The following is a 16,422-nucleotide window of genomic DNA, read 5'->3' on the forward strand; positions in this document are numbered from 1 at the left end:
TTGTTCTTGGGGGGCGGGGTGGCAGGATTCTCGTCCCAGGGAGAGCGCTCGTCGAATGGGTCCGGGTAACTCACGCAGGCGTCCTTTCTCTCAGAGCTGGGGAGCGTCGTACGAGTTGTAGTGCGCATCGCCTACGGCACCGTGCAGAGCCTTGAGGTCCTTCGGCGTGAGCTCGACGAAGACGCTTTCCGAGCCTCGGGTCAAAGTCAGCTTCGCTCCCCCTTCTCCTTCGTCGAAGGAAAGAATAAAAGCGAACTGGCGGTCATCGCCGGAGGAGTACGTCTTGAGAGTCATCATGTGGTTACCTTCTGCCTGCCGGTTCGGATGTTGCGGTTCATTTCGGCGGTCAAGGCATCGATTGCCCTGTACCCGCGCTTGCGGTCTGCGGCGTCAGCAGGCGTCAGCCCGTAGACGAAAACCCGCATGATGACTTCCTGGTAGTCACGGGTGAGGCGCTTGATGCTCTGCTCGGCATCCAGCCGCGCGGAGAGAATGTTGTCCGTGATGACACAGCGTGTGAGGTCATCCTTTTTGCCTATCTGCTGGGACACCTCAGCATCGGTGTAGATGAAGGACCGCATTACCCCACGCACTTCTTCAGGGGTGTAGAAATATTGGTCGTCCATCAGATCGAGATAGGCCCGCTCCTTGGCGGCATATCGCCGGCCTGCGGTCCAAAAGACCCTGCGAAGGAGTTCCTCATTGCCTAGGTATTCGGCAATGATGTGCTTCTCCTGGAGGGCATGGAGTAGGATCTCTTGCTTTACATCGTCGGCCTCGACGATCGACCACTTACCAGCGACCTCACGGGCTACCTTCTCGGCTAGGGGCTCCAGGGCCTCCCAGTCGATTTCCGTCATGCACTGCCCTTCGCAAAACGCCCCTGAGGGCCGCGCTTGATCTTCCCGTAACGCACGCCTTCCACTACGAAAGAGCCGTCGTCCTCAACAGGTATGGCGTGGGGGGTCGCGCCGAACTTGCCGGCGTACAGGATGCCGAACCCTCGCTGCCAGTTGGCCGGGCCGTTCTTGAGGTAGCCCGCCTGCTTTACGTCCATGAGGTGTCCGACCTCGAAGCCGTAGATCGTCCGCAGCTTCCCGCCGTATCCCGTGGACTCCGGGGAGATGGCAAGCCGGTGGGTGTGGCCCATGACAATGGAGACGCCCGCCTTGCGGGCCTTGGCCGCTGCTGTTCGCCCGGCGACGGCGTTGAGGCCTGGGGACTCGTGCCCGTGGATGGCTGCCCAGCCCGGGGCGATGGGGTGGTAGGGCTGCACCAGCTCCCAGCCGTGCGCTTCGAGCTGGAGAAGGGTCTCCATCCGGTATGCGGTGTCCTCGTGACCGAGGGCTGGCGCCTTGCTGATCAAGTACTTTTCGGGCCGCTCGTCGTGGTTTCCCTTGAGTATCTTCTTCGGGCCACTGAAAACTTCGCTGACTGGTGCGATGAAATTGTCCACGGCGTACTGCGAGTCACGGAGAACACCGCCAGCAAACTCGGCCCTGGTTCCTGCGGACCAGCGGGATGGCGCGGGATAGTCCACTAGGTCACCGATTTGGACAACCTCGTCGGGCTGGTACTCTCCGATAAACTTGACGACATTCTTCAGCGCACGCCTGTCCTCGAACGGCGCCTGAACATCTGAAACTACTACAATTCGCTTCACATAGTTCCCTCAGTAGTAGGTCGGCTCCGGGAGTTCGATGGAGGACCAATCCTGCAGAACCCTCGCGCCAACCTCGTTCAGGTCCATTTCCCGGATGGGTTCGCCGCTGCCGTTGTCCAGCTCGTATCCGTCGGCATAGGCATTCTGGATTGCGGCCTCGATGGCGCGGGCGTGCTCAATGAGATTCATGCGGTCGTCTCCAGACGGTTGATTTCGCGGTTGATGTACCAAGCGGCCTTACGAAGATCCGTGAGCGGGTCATCTGTCTTACGCCCAGCCCGGAGCACGTACTTCACAACGTTGCCGAGGCTGAAACTGAGCAGCTCGGCGATGTCAATGACTTCGAGACCGTCGGGGAGCCACGTGTAATGGCTCGGATCGTTCACGCCATCCGCGGCTCGCTCCAGTTCATAAGCTGCGAACAGGAGGGGTGTCCCGATTTCCAGCGTCACCTCATATTCGTACTCTTCCCCGCATCCGACACTTGTGACGGTCCCATGCTTCCCCGCGAACTTCGTGACGTAAGAAGTAGAGGGCGCAGAAATGATGACTCGATCACCGATCTCGTAGGTCACTCGGTCTCCAACTCGTGGTCGTGGAAGAAGGCGCCGATCTTCTCGACAGGAGTTCCTGAGAAGAGATCGAGCAGGACAGAGGTAGAGTTACTCTGCTGGGAGTACTGAACGTCTTCAATGACTCCCGTCAGGCCCGCGGTGGAGTCACTCACGGTTGCTCGTACTCGGACCCTGGTGCCTGGTTCCCAGATTGACTTCAATTCAGCCCGATCCTTTCTCGCAGAGCAGCAGCCCCGAACTTGTGCAGGTAAGAATTCGAATCATGACCGTCACCCAGAACGATGACCTTGGCGTTCGGCAGCTGCGCGGCCAGCTTCTCGGCGGCCTCTATACCGGGCTTGTCCCCGTCAGCGATGACGTAGACGGTTCCGAATCCAAGCAGCGGAAGTGTGAAATGATCACGCCACGACGAGGTTCCTTGATACGCGATGGCAGGCACCTCCACGGACTCCCACGCCATCGCATCGAACTCGCCCTCTGTGATGACAACGAATGGCGTGTCGATAGTGAGTGAGGGGGTATTGAACAGCCGGGGCATGTCTCCGGGGAGGGTCAAGTACTTCCCGTGTCCGCGGTGATTTTCCTTGCGGGTGGGGGCGAGGTAGGCGCCTTCCTCGTCTTTCACACACTCGTTGGCTATGCAGCGGAATCGGATCGTGGCCACTGCGTGTGGACCACCCGCGGGCCGCAGGTACGGGAGTACCAGCATCCCTTTTCGCTGCTCATGCCCAGTCAGAGCCGAACCGACGTATCCCAGGGTGAATTGCTCCGCTACGCCGGCCAGTCCCCGGGCTTTGATGTACTCCTCGGCTGGACTCTCCTTGAACTGATGGAAGTATTCTTTCGCTGCCTCCACCGAACCTGGAATGTGCCCATGCCTGGGCGTCTCTGAAGCCAATTCCTTCCTCTCGCATGATGACGTCAAGGCTGTCTTCAGTGACTTGACAGACGAAACAGTTCCAACGTTCCTTTTCGGTGCTAACGGAAGCGCTAGGGTTCTCGTCGACATGCAGCGGGCAGGGAATCTTTCGCCACCCTGCCCGCTGCTTCACGTCTATCGAGTAGTAGTGCTTCAGCACGTCAGCAATCGGAGGCTTATTGACCGCTCTGCGGGGCCGGCTCACCGATGCGCCTTACATGGACGGGAAAGTTGTACTGTCGGTTGGCGCAGCCCATGAATTCCTTCTCGCCACGCCACTTGCGGTAGTCGATCTTCAGAGATGGTTCACTCATCGCTAGCCTCTCTCACATCCACATGAAAACGCGGCCCGAGGAACCGGACCGCTGGGGGATCTTCTAGGTAGTCAGCGGCATTGCGCAGCGTTTCGGGGTTATCTCTGGATTTCGGCAGGATTCCCCGGTTGCACAGGCGGCACGTGAGTCCTCGAACCAGGCCGGTTTTGTGGTCATGGTCGACGTCCAGTCGGTAACGCCGAGACTCACGGCAGATAGCGCACACGCCGCCCTGGTATTCCATGAGGGCCTGATACTCGCCCTTCCCCAGGCCATAGGTGGTGGTCACCCGTGATTCGTGTGATGCGTTTCTGCGAGTCTTTCTTCTGCACGTCGAACACACTCGGCCTCTGGGCGTAAAGAACCGCACTGCTCTGTTCTTCTCGCACTTCGCGCAGTAGCGGTACCCTGAGCGAGGTTTAGCGGGCACAGGGCCTGAGCGCCGCCTCAAGTTTGAACTGGCTCTTAAGGTCGACTGCTTCATCAGTCAGCTTCTGGAGATCAGGGAGGGAAAGGACTTTCCATGCCGGCCCGCTCGCTGCGGCCACGCTCACCGCGACTGCCTGAGCAGCGCCGTGCCGAGAATGAAAACGGAGCTCCGTGGCCAAACGGTTTAGCTGTATTCTCAACGGCTCCTCCACCGTGAGAATCAGGGCGACTGCGCCCCCACCAGCATCCTGGATCTCGCTGTGCGAGATGCCGGGGTTCTCTTCGAGGAGGACATCCACGATCTCCCGCTCAAGGCTGTACCCGTAAGTCCTTTTCATTTCCCCACCCCTTTTCCTACTTTCAACATAGACGCACCACGTCGCAGTTTCAAGTTTTTTGAATCCGTGACCTTGTGGCCTATCTCACTCAGAGGGTGTCGTCTATGTCCGTGATTCGCATGGACGAGCTGTTGAAGACGTAGCTGCTGAACGTCCCACCCGAGGGGTCAGCGAAACCCTCCCGGTTTTTCACGTCCGAGATGTGCAAAATGACACCGCCCATCTCGTCCACTTCCTTGTGAATCGTCAGGACCACATTCGGAACACGAGCGATCTTGCCTTTCACGCCCGACAGCGGGATGGGGGTGAGTCCGTCGCTGTGCTCACCCGTGACATGGTGCAGAGCAAGAACGTGAGCGCCAGTGACCCGAGCCATATCGGACATCCACTCCGACAGGGATTCCAGACCGAATGTGAAGGACTCGGCGTCGCCGACCGGCGTCTCACCCACCACGTTCGTAATGTTGTCCACGAGGATCAGGTGCGGGAAGAGTCCGAACACCTCGAAGTAGGCTCGAAGGTTCAGCTCAATGTCCGCAATCGTAGGCCGGGCGTTGTAGTCAAAGCGAATCCACCATCGCTTCGCAAGCATGGCCGTGTACTCATCGAAATCGTCAGCCAGAAGCCTCAGCTTCACATCACGGATATCGTCCCCCGTGATGATGGCAGTAGCTCTGCTGAGTTGCGTTGATGCATTACTGTCGGCACTGAAGTACATCACCGGGACGTTGCCGTGCAGCGCCAAGTTGAGTGCGACCAGCGACTTGCCGGTGCCGGGGCCGGCCGCGATGAGCGAAAACTCGCCTCGGCGGAACTCGACCTCATGACGTGCTAGCCCTTTATACGGCGAAGGGAGCGGCTCTCCAGCCGCTCCCTTCGCCAAGACCGATTGTGCAAGGCTGTATATGGCTACACCTCCTGGTACGCGAGCACCTGCCGGGTAGTCTCGCGGTCGCTGTCACTCTCGATCTCCCCGCTACCAAGGGCCACAGCCCCAGAGATCTCGACGAGTCGGGTCCCGTCGTACGAGAGCTCACCGCATATCAGGTCCTTCGCAATCGCTTGCATGCGCGTTCCCCTCACTCCCAAGCTAGGTCAGGCGCGTCGCAGTTTCAAGTTTTTTGGGAAGAAAAAATACACCTGTGGGACACGTCGCAGAACTGACAGCTGAATCCGGGGGCCGCGGGGAAGTCTCCGCGCTTCACGCCCGCATCCATGTCTGCATACCTCTGGCCGATCTCCTCCTCTGTCACCGTCCCCACCTTGACAGGTCGGGAAAGACGCCCGTCCCTGGCGAGGTACCAGTCAGCCTTGTCGACGGGCAGACCCCACAGCTTCCTCACCGCCACGGAGTACGTCTGCAGCTGGAACTTCGACTTCATGGACCCGGTCTTGAGGTCGCGCACCCTCACCGAACCGTTACCCTCGTCCAGGACCTGGTCAATGAAGCCGCGCACCATGACGCCCCCCAGCTCGACCATGAAGGAGAGTTCCAGGCCTGGTTCGTCCGCAGGTGTCGTCCAGATGTCCGGCCGTGCTGCCTTGCTCCACTCGACGTAGGCGCGCGTCTGCTCCAGGCCCAAGCTGTAACGGCGCTCGATGTCCTCGCCTCCGGAGTATCGGCCGGCCGCCAGCCATCGGTTCGTGTCGGGCTCCTCCTCCAAGGCCGAGTTCACCAGCTCCGTGTACTGGTCGCGGAAAATCTCTGCCACCTCGTCCACCCGCAACGTGCGAGACGACCTCTCCCACGCCTCGGCGGCGGTGTGAAAGGCCGTCCCATGACAAGACCATGCGGCCGGTCTCTTCTTGACGCGCTCGATGCGGCTGAGGTACCAGCGCCATGCGCACTGCTCGTACTGCTCCGTCTGCGAGACCGACCGCGGTTGATCGTCAGCGCTCAATGGGCCTTGCTCCTAAGTTGCTCAGTCTGATGATGGTGAAAGAACTGGAACCGAGGATCTCGGCATGGCCGTGACCATGCCAAGTGCGGGCTATCTCCAGCTCGGGGAGGCGGGCCCCCAGCTCCGCTTCCAGGGCGAGAATCCGTTGCGCAGTGTGCAATTCGAGAGCCAGGTCCGAGATTATGAGGTCCACCCACTCGGTTGCGGTCCCCCGCGTGTAGAGGATCAGCACGCCCAGAGTCCTGTAGTCGGCCCGGATCTTGACTGCTTGCGCGTCCCAGGTGCCCTGACAGTCGTGCGCCCTGCGGTCTTCCTCGGAGATCCCACCCACCCATTCGAGCTGTTCTCTCACTCTGTTCCCCGCGCTCGGTTCAGTCATGTAAGTGGAGGCCCCCGGTCCCTCCTCTTTCACCATACAGGTTGAGACTGCGACGGCAATAGCCGCGTTTTCGGGGCGCAAACCCCGTGGGATGGTTGCAGTCTGATGGGTCAAGAGATGGTAAAGGAAACACAGAGTGCCTCTCACGTCAGACGTGAGAGGCACCGTAATGTCCGTTGTGAATGCGTTTAAGCATTAGGCTCCGAGGGCTTTTTGGGGCGAAACGGGTCAGAAGGCAGTGTAATAGCCTCCAGGTGGAGCCCTTTGGGTAGCTCCCGCCCCTCCGGCCAGCGGATCGCACGCCGACCGTCCGACTCCTCCCGGGGCAGGAACAGCCACGGGTTCTCTTTGCTCCAGTCAAGCGCGAGCACAACTCGTTCGTCTTCCAAGCGCTTCACGAACTGGTTCACCCGATGCTTCCGGCTTGCGGTCAAGTTAGGGTCACCTAGCCTCCACCGGATAAACGTGATCAGATCGCGAGCCCGGTTGTAGCGGCTGAAGCGTGCCCGTGGGAATTCGCTAGACGGCCATGCAACTTCGAGAATGGCGGCGGCCGTTTTTGTGTACGGCAGCCGCTGTAGACCCATCGCCATGAAACGAGCGTTAACCGCTTGTACCGAGCAACCGAACGCTCTAGCAATGTCCTTATCGGACGCCCCCTCCCTAAAGAATCGCTGCAGGGTCGCATTGTCAGGCAGCTTAGTCATTGGGGGTGATGGTCCTCTCGAATGGGTGCCACCAACGTACCGAGGGGCTGTCGCGAAATCAAGTTACGTCTTGACATAGAGGACGCGTTAGGCGAATCGCAAGAGTGTGACGTGGGTCTCACCAGGCGTCAACTGCGTCCCAGCCGGGGGCCGTTGACACCGACATCTGTAGTGAGAGAGCGACCGCGAAACGAGTGATTGAACCACAGATGTGAAGGGCTGGTGAGGGTTCTTAACTCCTCTTTTCCTCTACAGCGTACATGCATCACTCCCCGTATCTCTACGGATACGGAGCAATGGAACCCGCTCCCTCGATAGACGAACTTTCAAGTTCCCCGACGGGTGTGTCAGCGCAGGCAACGCGCTTCTGACCAGGTGCCCAGAGGGTTGGCCCCGGCCGCCAGAACAGCAGCCGGCCGGGGCCCAGAGACGCAAGGAAGGCATATGCCAAGGGCTAAATCCATATGCCTGAACTCGGGCTGCGTCGCTCCGGCGGTTACTGACGGTAGATGTCAGGATCACCAAGCGCGTAGGGGCTGGAATAGAACAAGTGCTCGAAACGCGGACCGACCAAGGGATTGGTCCAGACGAAGGAGCCGAACGCTTGTTCGTGATCGCTTCACCTGCCAGCGATGTGGCGCCCGGGAGGACCTTGAGGTGGACCACATCGTCCCGGTATCCCGCGGCGGCTCCTGGGAGCCAGACAACCTCTGGACCTTGTGTAGGGCATGCCACAAATACAAGACGTATACAGAGGACCGGCCGTGACGCGAGCTGTCGAGCCCAGCTGGCCCAGGTCCAGGCGCAAGAGCTGGGGTGCGTCGCTCGTTGGAAGGGCGGCGGCCATGAGGGCCGCTCGGGAGGTTCGAGCCCTCCCGCACCCGCCATACGGGTAGCTCCCGTAGGTGCTGAAACTCTCCCTGATCAGGGGACAGAGGCACGGTGTTCGTCGTCCAGCGGCTTAGGACTCCTCCTCTTCCGGGAGGCAACGCCGGCTCAAATCCGGCCGGACACACCAACCACCATTCCTCTACTTCAGGCGCCCCCACCCTCCCCCGCGGGCGGCCTCCCCCCCTCTCTTTACGCTCTGACCTTCGGAGGTCCCCCATGCCCACCTGCAACGGCAGGTGCGTTGACTGCCCTTACGACTTCTGCGCACCCGAGGCGCCCAGACGCCGCGCGAGCAAGGCGTCCAAGCGCTCATGGCGTCAGGATGCGCTCTTCGAGCTTGAGGAGCTGGGCGACCTCTACGGGATCGACCTCGATGCGGTGAGGCTTCCGTGACCCGAGGACCGCAGCCGAAACCGAACGCGGTCCGCCGCAACAGCCACGAGCACGCCCAAGAGCTAGAAGCCAGCGCCCAGCCAGGCCGGGAACTCCCCCGTGGGCTCGGCATCCAGACTGCTGGTGCCAAGAGGTTCTGGAAGACCTGGTCCACAGCTCCCCAGACACAGAGCTGGGTTGAGACCGACTGGGCTGAGCTGGAAATCACTACGCGTCTGGTGGATGGCTTCTACCAGGGAGACAACAAGCTCGCCGGTGAGATTCGGCAGAGAACCGCCAAGTGGGGCGGCACGGTCGAGGACCGCGCTCGACTCCGGATGTCCCTCAAGGGCGAGGACCAGGACCCCGAGGACGACTCGTCTCCGGAGCCTGTCACCACAGACCTAGATGAAGAGCTGTACCGGCTCCTGAACGACTGAATAGAGGTGAGTGCCCTTGCAGACAGGTAATTTACCTGAGGGCGTTCCCTCCCCCAAGGAAACTTTGGGGTACGAGGTCATTCGGTGGTGCAGCAAGTACATCGTACAGCCGGACGGCGACCGCGCCGGCGAGTCATGGAAGTTCACGAAGGAACAGCTCCGCTTCGTCCTTTGGTTCTATGCCATCAACCCCGATGGAACGTGGAAGTACGCGGCGGCCACTCTGCGCCGCGGAAAAGGCTGGGGGAAAACGCCTCTCCTTGCCACGCTCGCAATCGTTGAGTTCATCGGCCCCTGCCGATTCAGTCACTACAACGCCTTTGGCCTACCGGTAGCGAAGCCTGTTGCCCTGCCCACCGTGCAGGTTGGCGCCACGGCGTATGAGCAGACCGAACAGACCATGGAGTTCATTCGAGGCTGTCTGTCCGAGTCGCCCGCAGAAAAGGAATACGGCCTCGACATCGGTAAGGCTGTCATCCAGTTCAAGTCTGGCAAGCCTGGATCGATCAAGCCTAAGTCGACGTCTGGGCGAACCAACGAGGGGAACCGCCCGACCTTTGTCCGGGCCCCAGTGGATTCGTCTGCTGGGGCCCGGATGATGCGTAATTCGTACTCATGGATGAAGTCCATCACTGGGTCGGTTCGAATGGCGGTCCGGAATTCTTCCAAACCCTCAAGCGTAATGTCGAAAAGCTCACTGCCGCTGGTGCGAGGTGGGTAACCACAACCAACGCCTACAATCCGAATGAAGATTCGGTTGCTCAGCAGATCCACGAGTCGGCAATGGTCGAGATGGGTCTGTGGCTGTATGACTGCCTCGAAGGCGTCATCGAGCCAGATGAATTGAGGGATGAGGAGAAGGTTCGCGCCGCCCTCATTGAGGCGTACGGAGATGCTACCTGGGCCGACATTAACGGCCTGACTCGAACCATCCTCTACGACCGCACCACCCCCGATTCCACCTATCTCCGGTTCTACTGCAACCGGATCGCGGAGTCTTCCGATGGGTGGATGTCCAAGGTCGAGTGGGACGCGTGCGCCGACGACCAGGACCCCATCAAGCCCGGCGACCAGATCGCAATTGGCTTCGATGGGTCGATCCGCGGAGACGCAACAGGAATCTGCGGAGTCCGTTTGCGAGACGCAAAGCTGTTCGTGATCGGAGTATGGGAACGCCCGGAGCACGCTCCTGACGAATGGGAAGTCGACGTTCTCGCGGTCGAGGCCGCAGTTCATAACGCCTTCAATACGTACCGCGTCGCATGGATGTATGCGGACCCGCCGTATTGGCAGGAAGCTATCGGCCGATGGGCCATGGAACACGGCGACGACACCGTATTCGAGTACTGGACGAGCAAGCCTACTCGGATGGTTCAGGCCGTCGAGCGTTTTCGCACGGCCGTCATGGTTCGCGATCTCAAGCATGACGGAGATCACCGCCTTACCCGCCACGTCCTCAACGCTGTAACTCGGGAAGTTCCGCAAGGAGTTCTCATTCAGAAAGACAGCCCCCGATCTAAACGCAAGATCGACCTTGCCGTGTGCGCCGTACTCGGATTGGAAGCCAGAGCAGATGCGATCGCGGATGGACGAATGAAAATACGTAGGAGCCGTGTAGTGGGCTTCTAGCAAGGAGCCCGCCTATGATTGTCCCCCCCGGCTCGCATACTGCCTTCATAGGTAAGCCGTCGAAGCCGCAAGAGTGGCTGATGTACCTGTACGGCAAGGTTCCTGGCCCACTTCACCCGTCGCAGGAGTACAGCCGGTACTACGAGGGCGATCAGCAGAAGTTCGCTTTCTCTCAGGCCCGCTACAAGAGCGCCTTCCGGGACGTGTTCGATCAGTGGCGGGACAATTTTTGCGGCACGATCGTGGACTCAACGAATGAACGTCTCCACGTCGATTCATTCCGTATCCCTGGCGAGGACGACGGCACCGACGCCCGCCAGTTCTGGCAGCGCAACGGGATGGATGCCTACTCAACCGCGGTCCACCTTGAGGCCCTGATCACTGGCCGCAGCTACGTGGTTGTCTGGGCGGACGCCAAGGGCGAGCCCACGATTACCCCGGTCCCCGGGGACCGCATAGCCGTCTCGTACAAGGCCGGCTCTCTGTGGGAGCTGGAGGCCGCGGCCCGCTTCGAGATGGATGCGTGGGGCCGGCAGCAGGTCACCTTGTGGACTGAGGAGTACGTCTACGAGGTCGCCTACGGCGAGACGGATTGGGAGAACGGCACCAAGCAGAAGAACCCCTTGGGCCTGGTCCCGGTCGTTCCCTTCGAGAACCGCTCTCGTCTCGGGCGTGAGCCGGTCTCTGAACTCGTCAACTGCATCCCGATTCAGGACGCCATCAACAAGACCGTGATGGACGCTCTGACGGCTTCCGAGTTCGCGGCCTTCCCCCAGCGCTACGTGACCGGCCTGGAAATCGTAGAGGACGCGAACGGTAACCCGGTCGAGCCCTACGACGTCGGGGCAGACAAGCTACTCCAAGCCGAAGACCCGAGCGCTAAGTTCGGCTCCTTTGAAGCCGCCAATCTGGCGAACTATGTCTCTCTGGTAGATCTCCTGGTACAGCACCTTGCGACTGTATCCAGAGTCCCCAGCCATTACTTCCTGGTGAACTCGTCCAACACCCCAAGTGGCGAGGCCATTATCTCAGCGGAAGCCGGACTTGTGGCCAAGGTCAAGGAACGCATGCTTCATTTCGGTGAGGCATGGGAGAGAGTCATCCGACTCTGTTTCGCGGTCAAGAACGACAAGCGACGCAATGCCTTCGACACGGAGACGCGTTGGAAGGACCCCGAATACAGGACAGAAGCCCAACACATTGATGCACTTCTCAAGCTCAAGCAGCTTGATGTGCCCCTTGAGTTCTTGTGGTTTGAGGCTGGCTTCAGCGCCGCCCAGATTTCCGACTTCCGCGAAATGCGGAAGGAGGACGCAAAGGCACAGGCCGAGATACAGCAGCTCGGGCCTCAGCCCCAGGTACAGGTACCTGGGCAGCCGCAGGAACAGAAGCCCAACCCCAATAAGCCTCCGCAGGGCAACAGCGGCAACGCTGCCCGCAAGATCAACGAGGCCAAGTAACGACCTGCCGAAATGGCGATAGGTCCTATCCGAAATGGAATCGCGTATGACGACTCAGCAGAACGACGACAACCAGAACGGCCAGCAGGGCAACGAGGGTAATCCTCCGGCTCCTAACAACGACCCGACTCTGGAAGAGGTCACCGCAGATCGTGACCGTTGGAAGGCAATCTCTCGACAGAACGAGGCGAACTACAACAGCACCCGCACGGAGCTTCAGCAGTTCAAGGACGCTCAGCAGTCCGCCATTGAGGCCGCCAAGAGCGAGGGCCGGACGTCCGCCCTCGGTGAGGTTTCTACGGAGCTGGTGACGGCTGAGCTTCGACTTCAGGCCGTCTCTGCCGGCGCCGAGCTGCCGAGCCTTGAGTTCCTGGATCTCAACCGATTCACGGGGGACGACTCCCGCCCGAACTCGGATGCGGTCAAGTCGTTCATTGATTCTCTGCCTAAGCAGAATTCCGGCTCGGGGTTCCCTCACCTCGAAGGAGCCGGCCACAACAAGGGCGGCAACGGTGACTTTGCCAGCACCGACCCCACTGAACTGGCCGACTTCATCGCAGGCGGGTCTTTCCTCTAAGCCTCTCCCCTTTAACGCTCAGCCCTCTTGTAGAGGGGTTCTTTAGCACAGCCTCACAGCGCGCGAAGAAGCCCCTCCCGGGGGGCTTTTTTCATGCCCTCTGGAGGCTGCATGGCTACTCAGCATCACTTTAACTTGGACCCCCGACAGGTCACTATTGCCGCGCTCGGTATCTTGGACCGTCAGCTCACTCTTGGTGGCATTCCGGCTCGATACAGCGAGCTGAATTTCACCGGTGGCGTCGGCGACGTGATCAATGTCAATCGCGAGTCGCGAGGCATTCCGGTTCAGGAGTCGGGCATCTCCGCGCCGATCAAGAACCCGATCACCGGCGACACCAACGTGTTCGCCGCGGCAACTGACCGGCCGCTGCCCGACGCTGATCGCCGGCCGCCGCTTGGGTTCGTCACCGAGACCCGCTTTCCGGTACAGCTCACGACCCTCGCCCAGTCGTCGACCGCGCTCGGGATGGAGCAGGTGGCGTTCGACCTCAAGACTTTCGGGTCCCAGGTCCTCAGCAAGCTCACCCGGGGTTACGCGGAGTACTTCGATGACACGGTTGCGGCCTTCATCAAGGCCAACATCAGCCGTGCGAACCTCACCGCTGCACAGAAGAAGGCAGTTGGCGGTGATGTTGAAGTAACGATTCCTCTGGCGGACGGCACCGCTGCGAACATGTCGGCCCGCGCTCTCGCCCTACGTGCCGCTCTCGTCGACGCACGCATGAACATGAACCTCGCCCTGGTCCCGACCTCCGAGCGTTACCTGATCGCCGGTCCCGAGGTGGAGTCGATCCTCTTGAAGGACCCGGAGTTTGTTGCCGTCGATTATTCCGGCGATACGAATGCCTTGCGTCGCGCGACTGTCGGCCGCATCTACGGCTTCGACATCGTGGTGCACAATTCCTTCGGTCTTGAGATGTATCTCTTTCACAAGTCGGCGATGCTACTGGTCTCCGCGACCCCGTCCCTGCCTATGGGTGCGGTCACTGGCTCCGTCCAAAACGTCAATGGCATCGCAACACGGATGCTGGTCGATTACGACTACGGCAAGAAGATGGACACGATTGGACTGGACACGATGTATGGCCTGGCGACCATCAAGGAGGACCCGGCATACGCGGTCCGGGGCACAGTCATCGGCGAGAGATTCGTCCGCGGACTCAAGGTCTCCATCACAGAGAAGGCCCTTTCTGCTGCCTAAACTCTTGAATCTGCGACAGAGGGGCATATGTCACTGGCGACTAGTGAAGACGTAGTGTCTCGTCTCGGCAGACCCTTCGCCGATGAAGCAGAGGCCACACGAGCAGTCGCCTTGCTGGAAGACGCAAGCGCTCTCGTGTGCGACTACTGCGGGACAGACTTCCGACAGCCTGAATGGGCGGCTGTGCCAGGAGCCGTGAAGGCCGCTGTCTGCTCCGAGGTAATCCGCTGGCTCTCCGTCTCCCCGGGCACCGTCATGGAGAAAACCGGCGACCTCCAGGTCCAGTACGCGCAGTCGGCGTACGACTCTGGTCTTTCTCGGGCCGCTAAGTCGATGCTGTCGAAGTACCGGAAGCGCCTGTCCACGATCTCCCTGTCCATTCCCAAGGGGGATCAGGATGGCGCTGTTTAGCGACTACATCGAGATTCGTCGCAGCCCGTTGATAGCGGATGCCTACGGTCATCACCGCGACTGGGACACTTATACCGTTGTCTGGTCCGGGTTGGGCGCCGGCGTCCCCTATCTCAGGTCCCACAAGGCGGAAACGCCCGTTCGAGAGACCACCACTAACAAGGCAACCATCTACCTTCCCGGCAACATTGCCGTGGACTCATCCGACCAGGTTGCGTTTCAAGACAAACTCTGGACACCCGAGGGTGAGCCCTGGAAATGGAAATTGGGCTCCCGGCAGTACACGATGATCCACGTCCGAGGAGTGACGAAGTGATGGCTACTCCGAAGCGCGGAAAGCAGTACATCCGCTACGGGACCAAGGACTTCACCTTCGAGACCGACATGGGCTTCGAGAGCAAGGTGCTGCTCTCCAACTCGGTGCGGGCTCTCCTCGTCGCTCAGGTCTCCGAGATGGCTGGTGACATGGTCAAGGCCGCTCCCCGCGGCCCGCACGTCAAGACTGACGCGTACTCGATCAAGAAGAACATCCACCCCTATGTGGAACGAGTCGGGGATGAGTGGGTGGGCTACGTGGTCGTCGAGGAGAACGAGAAGGCCCGGCACGCGATGCTCCAGGAGCGCGGCTACCGCGACCCGGCCGGACGCCGTCACGCTGGGCGCCTCTACCTGCGGACGGCCCTGCAGAAGGGTCGAGCCGAGTGAGAGCCGACCCGATCCCCCTCCTGGTCGCCTACCTCAGGTCGATCCCCGAGATTCCGCAAAGTGCGGTCACCGGCACCCTCGTTGGCCGCAGCGTCGGAGAGACGACCGTCTACCTCATGCACTCCGGGGGCTACCGCAGCACACGGGACCGAGCCGATCGCATGTACGTGGTCTACGACGTGTACGGCGCGAGCCCGGCCGAGGCCGGCGACCTGGCCTACACCGTGCGCGAGTACCTGCTTGAGCAGCTCCCCGGGCAGAGCCTCGGCGGGCTCCTGGTGCTCGATGTCCGCGAGGAAGACGCACCCAAGTGGCACCCCGACATGCAGTCACTTGAGGCCGCCTACACGGGCGAAGTCTCGGTGTACCTCGTGACCGACGACTGACGCGCCCCCAGTCCCCCACCCTGACGGCCCCTTCGGGGCCTTTCTTTATTTCCCCAGAGGAGCCCACATGGCCAACAACGACCCTTCGAAGATTCGATTCGCCCCCAAGGGAGCCGTCTACGTCACTCCGGCCGTGGGCGCCAAGCTGCCCACCACAGTCGGTGACGGCAAGACTCCCCCGGACGGCTACAAGTCCCTCGGCTACGTATCAGACGCGGGCGTCGTGATTACCCCTACGGTGACTGCCGATCCTGTCAATGTCTGGCAGTCAGCCGTGCCAGTTCTGTTCAACGTCTCTGCCGCCACGTTCACCGTGCAGGCAACTTTTGCCGAGACCAATATCAACACAACCGAGCTCTTCTTCGGAGCCAACTGGGTGGCAGTCACACCCGAGGGCGGTGGTACCGCGAATACGTGGCGCCTGGACCTGTCCAGCACGCCCGCTCTGCAGGAGATATCCCTCGTGGTGGACTGGGGCCAGGGAGACACACTCAGCCGCGTGGTTATTCCGCGGTCTATGATCCAGGAGCGCGGCGCAATCACCCTCGTCCGGAACGCCAACCAGGAGTACCAGCTCACCATTGATGCGCTGGACAGTAACGGCGGTCTCGGCTACGTCCTGACGAATCAGAATATGACTACCTCCATACCGCCCGCGTCGGGCAGTTGATTCCTTCTCCTGCCGGGAAAGACTTGCCCCCGGCCTCCTTCACCTGACCAGGGCCTCATAGCGAGGCCCTTTTTGCTGCCCTCATCCCCTTGGAGTCCCCATGCCTGCTTCTGCCAAGAAGACCACTGCCCGCAAGCCTGCTGCGCCGGCCGATGAGGTCGTAGTCGTCGAATCCGAGTTGCCCGACGCTGATGCCGAACTCGACGCCGCTCAGGCTGAGGTCACAGGCGCAGCGGTAACTGTGCACCACAACGGCACGACGTATCACCTGCCGTCTCCGCTCGATTACCCGGTGGACGTGGTTTTCGCGGAGAGCGATTTCGAAGCCGTCCGAATCGTTCTGGGTGAGGATCAGTGGCAGGAGTACCGGAAGGCTAAGCCGACGATCCGTGACTTCCAGGAGTTCAACGAGAAGATCAACGAGGCAACGGGAAACTAACGCGAGCTGTCTAC

Annotated in this window: 28 protein-coding genes and 2 tRNA genes; 15 read left to right on the forward strand and 15 right to left on the reverse strand. The window is 60.6% G+C overall.

The features are described from left to right. Positions 1-90: 90 nt before the first annotated feature. The 15 genes from GPA10_RS22220 to GPA10_RS22285 form a co-directional block, all read right to left on the reverse strand. Positions 91-297 carry a hypothetical protein gene (locus GPA10_RS22220; RefSeq protein ID WP_157167031.1) on the reverse strand — a complete coding sequence of 69 codons (207 nt, stop codon included), beginning with the start codon at positions 295-297 and terminating at the stop codon, positions 91-93. Next, positions 294-860, reverse strand: a complete 567-nt coding sequence (locus GPA10_RS22225; protein ID WP_157167032.1) for a hypothetical protein — start codon at positions 858-860, stop codon at positions 294-296. Before GPA10_RS22225 ends, GPA10_RS22220 begins: the two co-directional genes overlap by 4 nt. Next, on the reverse strand, positions 857-1,663 hold the full coding sequence (locus GPA10_RS22230) for a metallophosphoesterase (RefSeq protein ID WP_343041216.1): 807 nt from the start codon (positions 1,661-1,663) through the stop codon (positions 857-859). Before GPA10_RS22230 ends, GPA10_RS22225 begins: the two co-directional genes overlap by 4 nt. 9 nt (positions 1,664-1,672) lie before the next feature. Continuing rightward, positions 1,673-1,852 carry a hypothetical protein gene (locus tag GPA10_RS22235; RefSeq protein ID WP_157167033.1) on the reverse strand — a complete coding sequence of 60 codons (180 nt, stop codon included), beginning with the start codon at positions 1,850-1,852 and terminating at the stop codon, positions 1,673-1,675. Continuing rightward, positions 1,849-2,238, reverse strand: a complete 390-nt coding sequence (locus GPA10_RS43755; protein ID WP_198351674.1) for a DUF3310 domain-containing protein — start codon at positions 2,236-2,238, stop codon at positions 1,849-1,851. Before GPA10_RS43755 ends, GPA10_RS22235 begins: the two co-directional genes overlap by 4 nt. Beyond that, positions 2,235-2,390 carry a hypothetical protein gene (locus GPA10_RS22245; protein ID WP_157167034.1) on the reverse strand — a complete coding sequence of 52 codons (156 nt, stop codon included), beginning with the start codon at positions 2,388-2,390 and terminating at the stop codon, positions 2,235-2,237. The genes GPA10_RS43755 and GPA10_RS22245 overlap by 4 nt, the downstream gene beginning before the upstream one ends. Before the next feature lie 44 nt (positions 2,391-2,434). Beyond that, positions 2,435-3,037 carry a toprim domain-containing protein gene (locus tag GPA10_RS22250; RefSeq protein ID WP_425505803.1) on the reverse strand — a complete coding sequence of 201 codons (603 nt, stop codon included), beginning with the start codon at positions 3,035-3,037 and terminating at the stop codon, positions 2,435-2,437. Continuing rightward, complete coding sequence (locus tag GPA10_RS44065; RefSeq protein WP_425505801.1) at positions 2,961-3,362, reverse strand: CHC2 zinc finger domain-containing protein; 402 nt, start codon at positions 3,360-3,362, stop codon at positions 2,961-2,963. Before GPA10_RS44065 ends, GPA10_RS22250 begins: the two co-directional genes overlap by 77 nt. Then, on the reverse strand, positions 3,334-3,471 hold the full coding sequence (locus GPA10_RS22260; RefSeq protein ID WP_157167037.1) for a hypothetical protein: 138 nt from the start codon (positions 3,469-3,471) through the stop codon (positions 3,334-3,336). Before GPA10_RS22260 ends, GPA10_RS44065 begins: the two co-directional genes overlap by 29 nt. Next, complete coding sequence (locus GPA10_RS43760; protein WP_343041218.1) at positions 3,464-3,760, reverse strand: endonuclease VII domain-containing protein; 297 nt, start codon at positions 3,758-3,760, stop codon at positions 3,464-3,466. The genes GPA10_RS22260 and GPA10_RS43760 overlap by 8 nt, the downstream gene beginning before the upstream one ends. A 130-nt stretch (positions 3,761-3,890) precedes the next feature. Then, positions 3,891-4,238: a hypothetical protein gene (locus tag GPA10_RS41770; protein WP_198351675.1), complete on the reverse strand. Its 348-nt coding sequence runs from the start codon at positions 4,236-4,238 to the stop codon at positions 3,891-3,893. An 88-nt stretch (positions 4,239-4,326) separates the two neighbouring features. Continuing rightward, entirely contained in the window at positions 4,327-5,121 is a 795-nt protein-coding gene (locus GPA10_RS22270; RefSeq protein WP_157167039.1) for an AAA family ATPase, read from the reverse strand. A 26-nt stretch (positions 5,122-5,147) separates the two neighbouring features. Further along, positions 5,148-5,306, reverse strand: coding sequence for a hypothetical protein (locus GPA10_RS22275; protein ID WP_157167040.1), 159 nt, complete (start codon positions 5,304-5,306; stop codon positions 5,148-5,150). A 44-nt stretch (positions 5,307-5,350) separates the two neighbouring features. After that, the gene (locus GPA10_RS22280; protein ID WP_157167041.1) at positions 5,351-6,139 is read right to left on the reverse strand and encodes a PD-(D/E)XK nuclease family protein; all 789 of its coding nucleotides are present in this window, start codon (positions 6,137-6,139) and stop codon (positions 5,351-5,353) included. Continuing rightward, complete coding sequence (locus tag GPA10_RS22285) at positions 6,129-6,491, reverse strand: hypothetical protein (RefSeq protein WP_157167042.1); 363 nt, start codon at positions 6,489-6,491, stop codon at positions 6,129-6,131. Before GPA10_RS22285 ends, GPA10_RS22280 begins: the two co-directional genes overlap by 11 nt. Before the next feature lie 1,178 nt (positions 6,492-7,669). Here GPA10_RS22285 and GPA10_RS43420 point away from each other — a divergent pair. The 15 genes from GPA10_RS43420 (at position 7,670) to GPA10_RS22360 (ending at position 16,408) form a co-directional block, all read left to right on the forward strand. Next, entirely contained in the window at positions 7,670-7,993 is a 324-nt protein-coding gene (locus tag GPA10_RS43420) for an HNH endonuclease (RefSeq protein ID WP_281364818.1), read from the forward strand. A gap of 46 nt (positions 7,994-8,039) precedes the next feature. Continuing rightward, positions 8,040-8,112: transfer RNA gene (locus tag GPA10_RS22295), tRNA-Ser, on the forward strand. Between the two features lie 55 nt (positions 8,113-8,167). Next, positions 8,168-8,243: transfer RNA gene (locus GPA10_RS22300), tRNA-OTHER, on the forward strand. 262 nt (positions 8,244-8,505) lie between these two features. After that, entirely contained in the window at positions 8,506-8,928 is a 423-nt protein-coding gene (locus GPA10_RS22305; RefSeq protein WP_246259547.1) for a phage terminase small subunit, read from the forward strand. Positions 8,929-8,944: 16 nt separating this feature from the next. Then, entirely contained in the window at positions 8,945-9,649 is a 705-nt protein-coding gene (locus tag GPA10_RS22310; RefSeq protein WP_246259549.1) for a hypothetical protein, read from the forward strand. Then, positions 9,544-10,557, forward strand: coding sequence for a phage terminase family protein (locus GPA10_RS22315; RefSeq protein WP_246259552.1), 1,014 nt, complete (start codon positions 9,544-9,546; stop codon positions 10,555-10,557). Before GPA10_RS22310 ends, GPA10_RS22315 begins: the two co-directional genes overlap by 106 nt. A 14-nt stretch (positions 10,558-10,571) precedes the next feature. Further along, a complete protein-coding gene (locus GPA10_RS22320) occupies positions 10,572-12,017 on the forward strand; it encodes a phage portal protein (protein ID WP_157167044.1) in 1,446 nt (481 codons plus the stop codon). A 46-nt stretch (positions 12,018-12,063) separates the two neighbouring features. Beyond that, positions 12,064-12,594 carry a hypothetical protein gene (locus tag GPA10_RS22325; RefSeq protein ID WP_157167045.1) on the forward strand — a complete coding sequence of 177 codons (531 nt, stop codon included), beginning with the start codon at positions 12,064-12,066 and terminating at the stop codon, positions 12,592-12,594. Between the two features lie 111 nt (positions 12,595-12,705). Further along, the gene (locus GPA10_RS22330; protein ID WP_157167046.1) at positions 12,706-13,797 is read left to right on the forward strand and encodes a hypothetical protein; all 1,092 of its coding nucleotides are present in this window, start codon (positions 12,706-12,708) and stop codon (positions 13,795-13,797) included. Between the two features lie 195 nt (positions 13,798-13,992). Then, positions 13,993-14,208 (forward strand): hypothetical protein, encoded by a 216-nt coding sequence (locus GPA10_RS22335; RefSeq protein ID WP_246259554.1) that lies wholly within the window; start codon positions 13,993-13,995, stop codon positions 14,206-14,208. After that, positions 14,195-14,524 (forward strand): hypothetical protein, encoded by a 330-nt coding sequence (locus tag GPA10_RS22340; protein ID WP_157167047.1) that lies wholly within the window; start codon positions 14,195-14,197, stop codon positions 14,522-14,524. Before GPA10_RS22335 ends, GPA10_RS22340 begins: the two co-directional genes overlap by 14 nt. Then, positions 14,524-14,913 (forward strand): hypothetical protein, encoded by a 390-nt coding sequence (locus GPA10_RS22345; protein ID WP_157167048.1) that lies wholly within the window; start codon positions 14,524-14,526, stop codon positions 14,911-14,913. The genes GPA10_RS22340 and GPA10_RS22345 overlap by 1 nt, the downstream gene beginning before the upstream one ends. After that, on the forward strand, positions 14,910-15,299 hold the full coding sequence (locus GPA10_RS22350) for a hypothetical protein (RefSeq protein ID WP_157167049.1): 390 nt from the start codon (positions 14,910-14,912) through the stop codon (positions 15,297-15,299). Before GPA10_RS22345 ends, GPA10_RS22350 begins: the two co-directional genes overlap by 4 nt. Before the next feature lie 67 nt (positions 15,300-15,366). Next, entirely contained in the window at positions 15,367-15,969 is a 603-nt protein-coding gene (locus GPA10_RS22355; protein ID WP_157167050.1) for a phage tail tube protein, read from the forward strand. Positions 15,970-16,069: 100 nt separating this feature from the next. Then, the gene (locus GPA10_RS22360; RefSeq protein ID WP_246259556.1) at positions 16,070-16,408 is read left to right on the forward strand and encodes a hypothetical protein; all 339 of its coding nucleotides are present in this window, start codon (positions 16,070-16,072) and stop codon (positions 16,406-16,408) included. The last annotated feature ends 14 nt before the right edge of the window (positions 16,409-16,422 follow it).

Origin of the sequence: Streptomyces typhae (assembly GCF_009755605.1) — a bacterium.
GTDB lineage: Bacteria > Actinomycetota > Actinomycetes > Streptomycetales > Streptomycetaceae > Streptomyces > Streptomyces typhae.

Coding starts and splice junctions, on each gene's coding strand:
- GPA10_RS43420 (WP_281364818.1), top strand. CDS start 7,670: ATGCCAAGGGCTAAATCCATATGCCTGAACTCGGGCTGCGTCGCTCCG.
- GPA10_RS22325 (WP_157167045.1), top strand. CDS start 12,064: ATGACGACTCAGCAGAACGACGACAACCAGAACGGCCAGCAGGGCAAC.
- GPA10_RS22275 (WP_157167040.1), bottom strand. CDS start 5,306: ATGCAAGCGATTGCGAAGGACCTGATATGCGGTGAGCTCTCGTACGAC.
- GPA10_RS22320 (WP_157167044.1), top strand. CDS start 10,572: ATGATTGTCCCCCCCGGCTCGCATACTGCCTTCATAGGTAAGCCGTCG.
- GPA10_RS22330 (WP_157167046.1), top strand. CDS start 12,706: ATGGCTACTCAGCATCACTTTAACTTGGACCCCCGACAGGTCACTATT.
- GPA10_RS22225 (WP_157167032.1), bottom strand. CDS start 860: ATGACGGAAATCGACTGGGAGGCCCTGGAGCCCCTAGCCGAGAAGGTA.
- GPA10_RS41770 (WP_198351675.1), bottom strand. CDS start 4,238: ATGAAAAGGACTTACGGGTACAGCCTTGAGCGGGAGATCGTGGATGTC.
- GPA10_RS22260 (WP_157167037.1), bottom strand. CDS start 3,471: ATGAGTGAACCATCTCTGAAGATCGACTACCGCAAGTGGCGTGGCGAG.
- GPA10_RS22220 (WP_157167031.1), bottom strand. CDS start 297: ATGATGACTCTCAAGACGTACTCCTCCGGCGATGACCGCCAGTTCGCT.
- GPA10_RS22235 (WP_157167033.1), bottom strand. CDS start 1,852: ATGAATCTCATTGAGCACGCCCGCGCCATCGAGGCCGCAATCCAGAAT.
- GPA10_RS22340 (WP_157167047.1), top strand. CDS start 14,195: ATGGCGCTGTTTAGCGACTACATCGAGATTCGTCGCAGCCCGTTGATA.
- GPA10_RS22345 (WP_157167048.1), top strand. CDS start 14,524: ATGGCTACTCCGAAGCGCGGAAAGCAGTACATCCGCTACGGGACCAAG.
- GPA10_RS22355 (WP_157167050.1), top strand. CDS start 15,367: ATGGCCAACAACGACCCTTCGAAGATTCGATTCGCCCCCAAGGGAGCC.
- GPA10_RS22360 (WP_246259556.1), top strand. CDS start 16,070: ATGCCTGCTTCTGCCAAGAAGACCACTGCCCGCAAGCCTGCTGCGCCG.
- GPA10_RS22315 (WP_246259552.1), top strand. CDS start 9,544: ATGGATGAAGTCCATCACTGGGTCGGTTCGAATGGCGGTCCGGAATTC.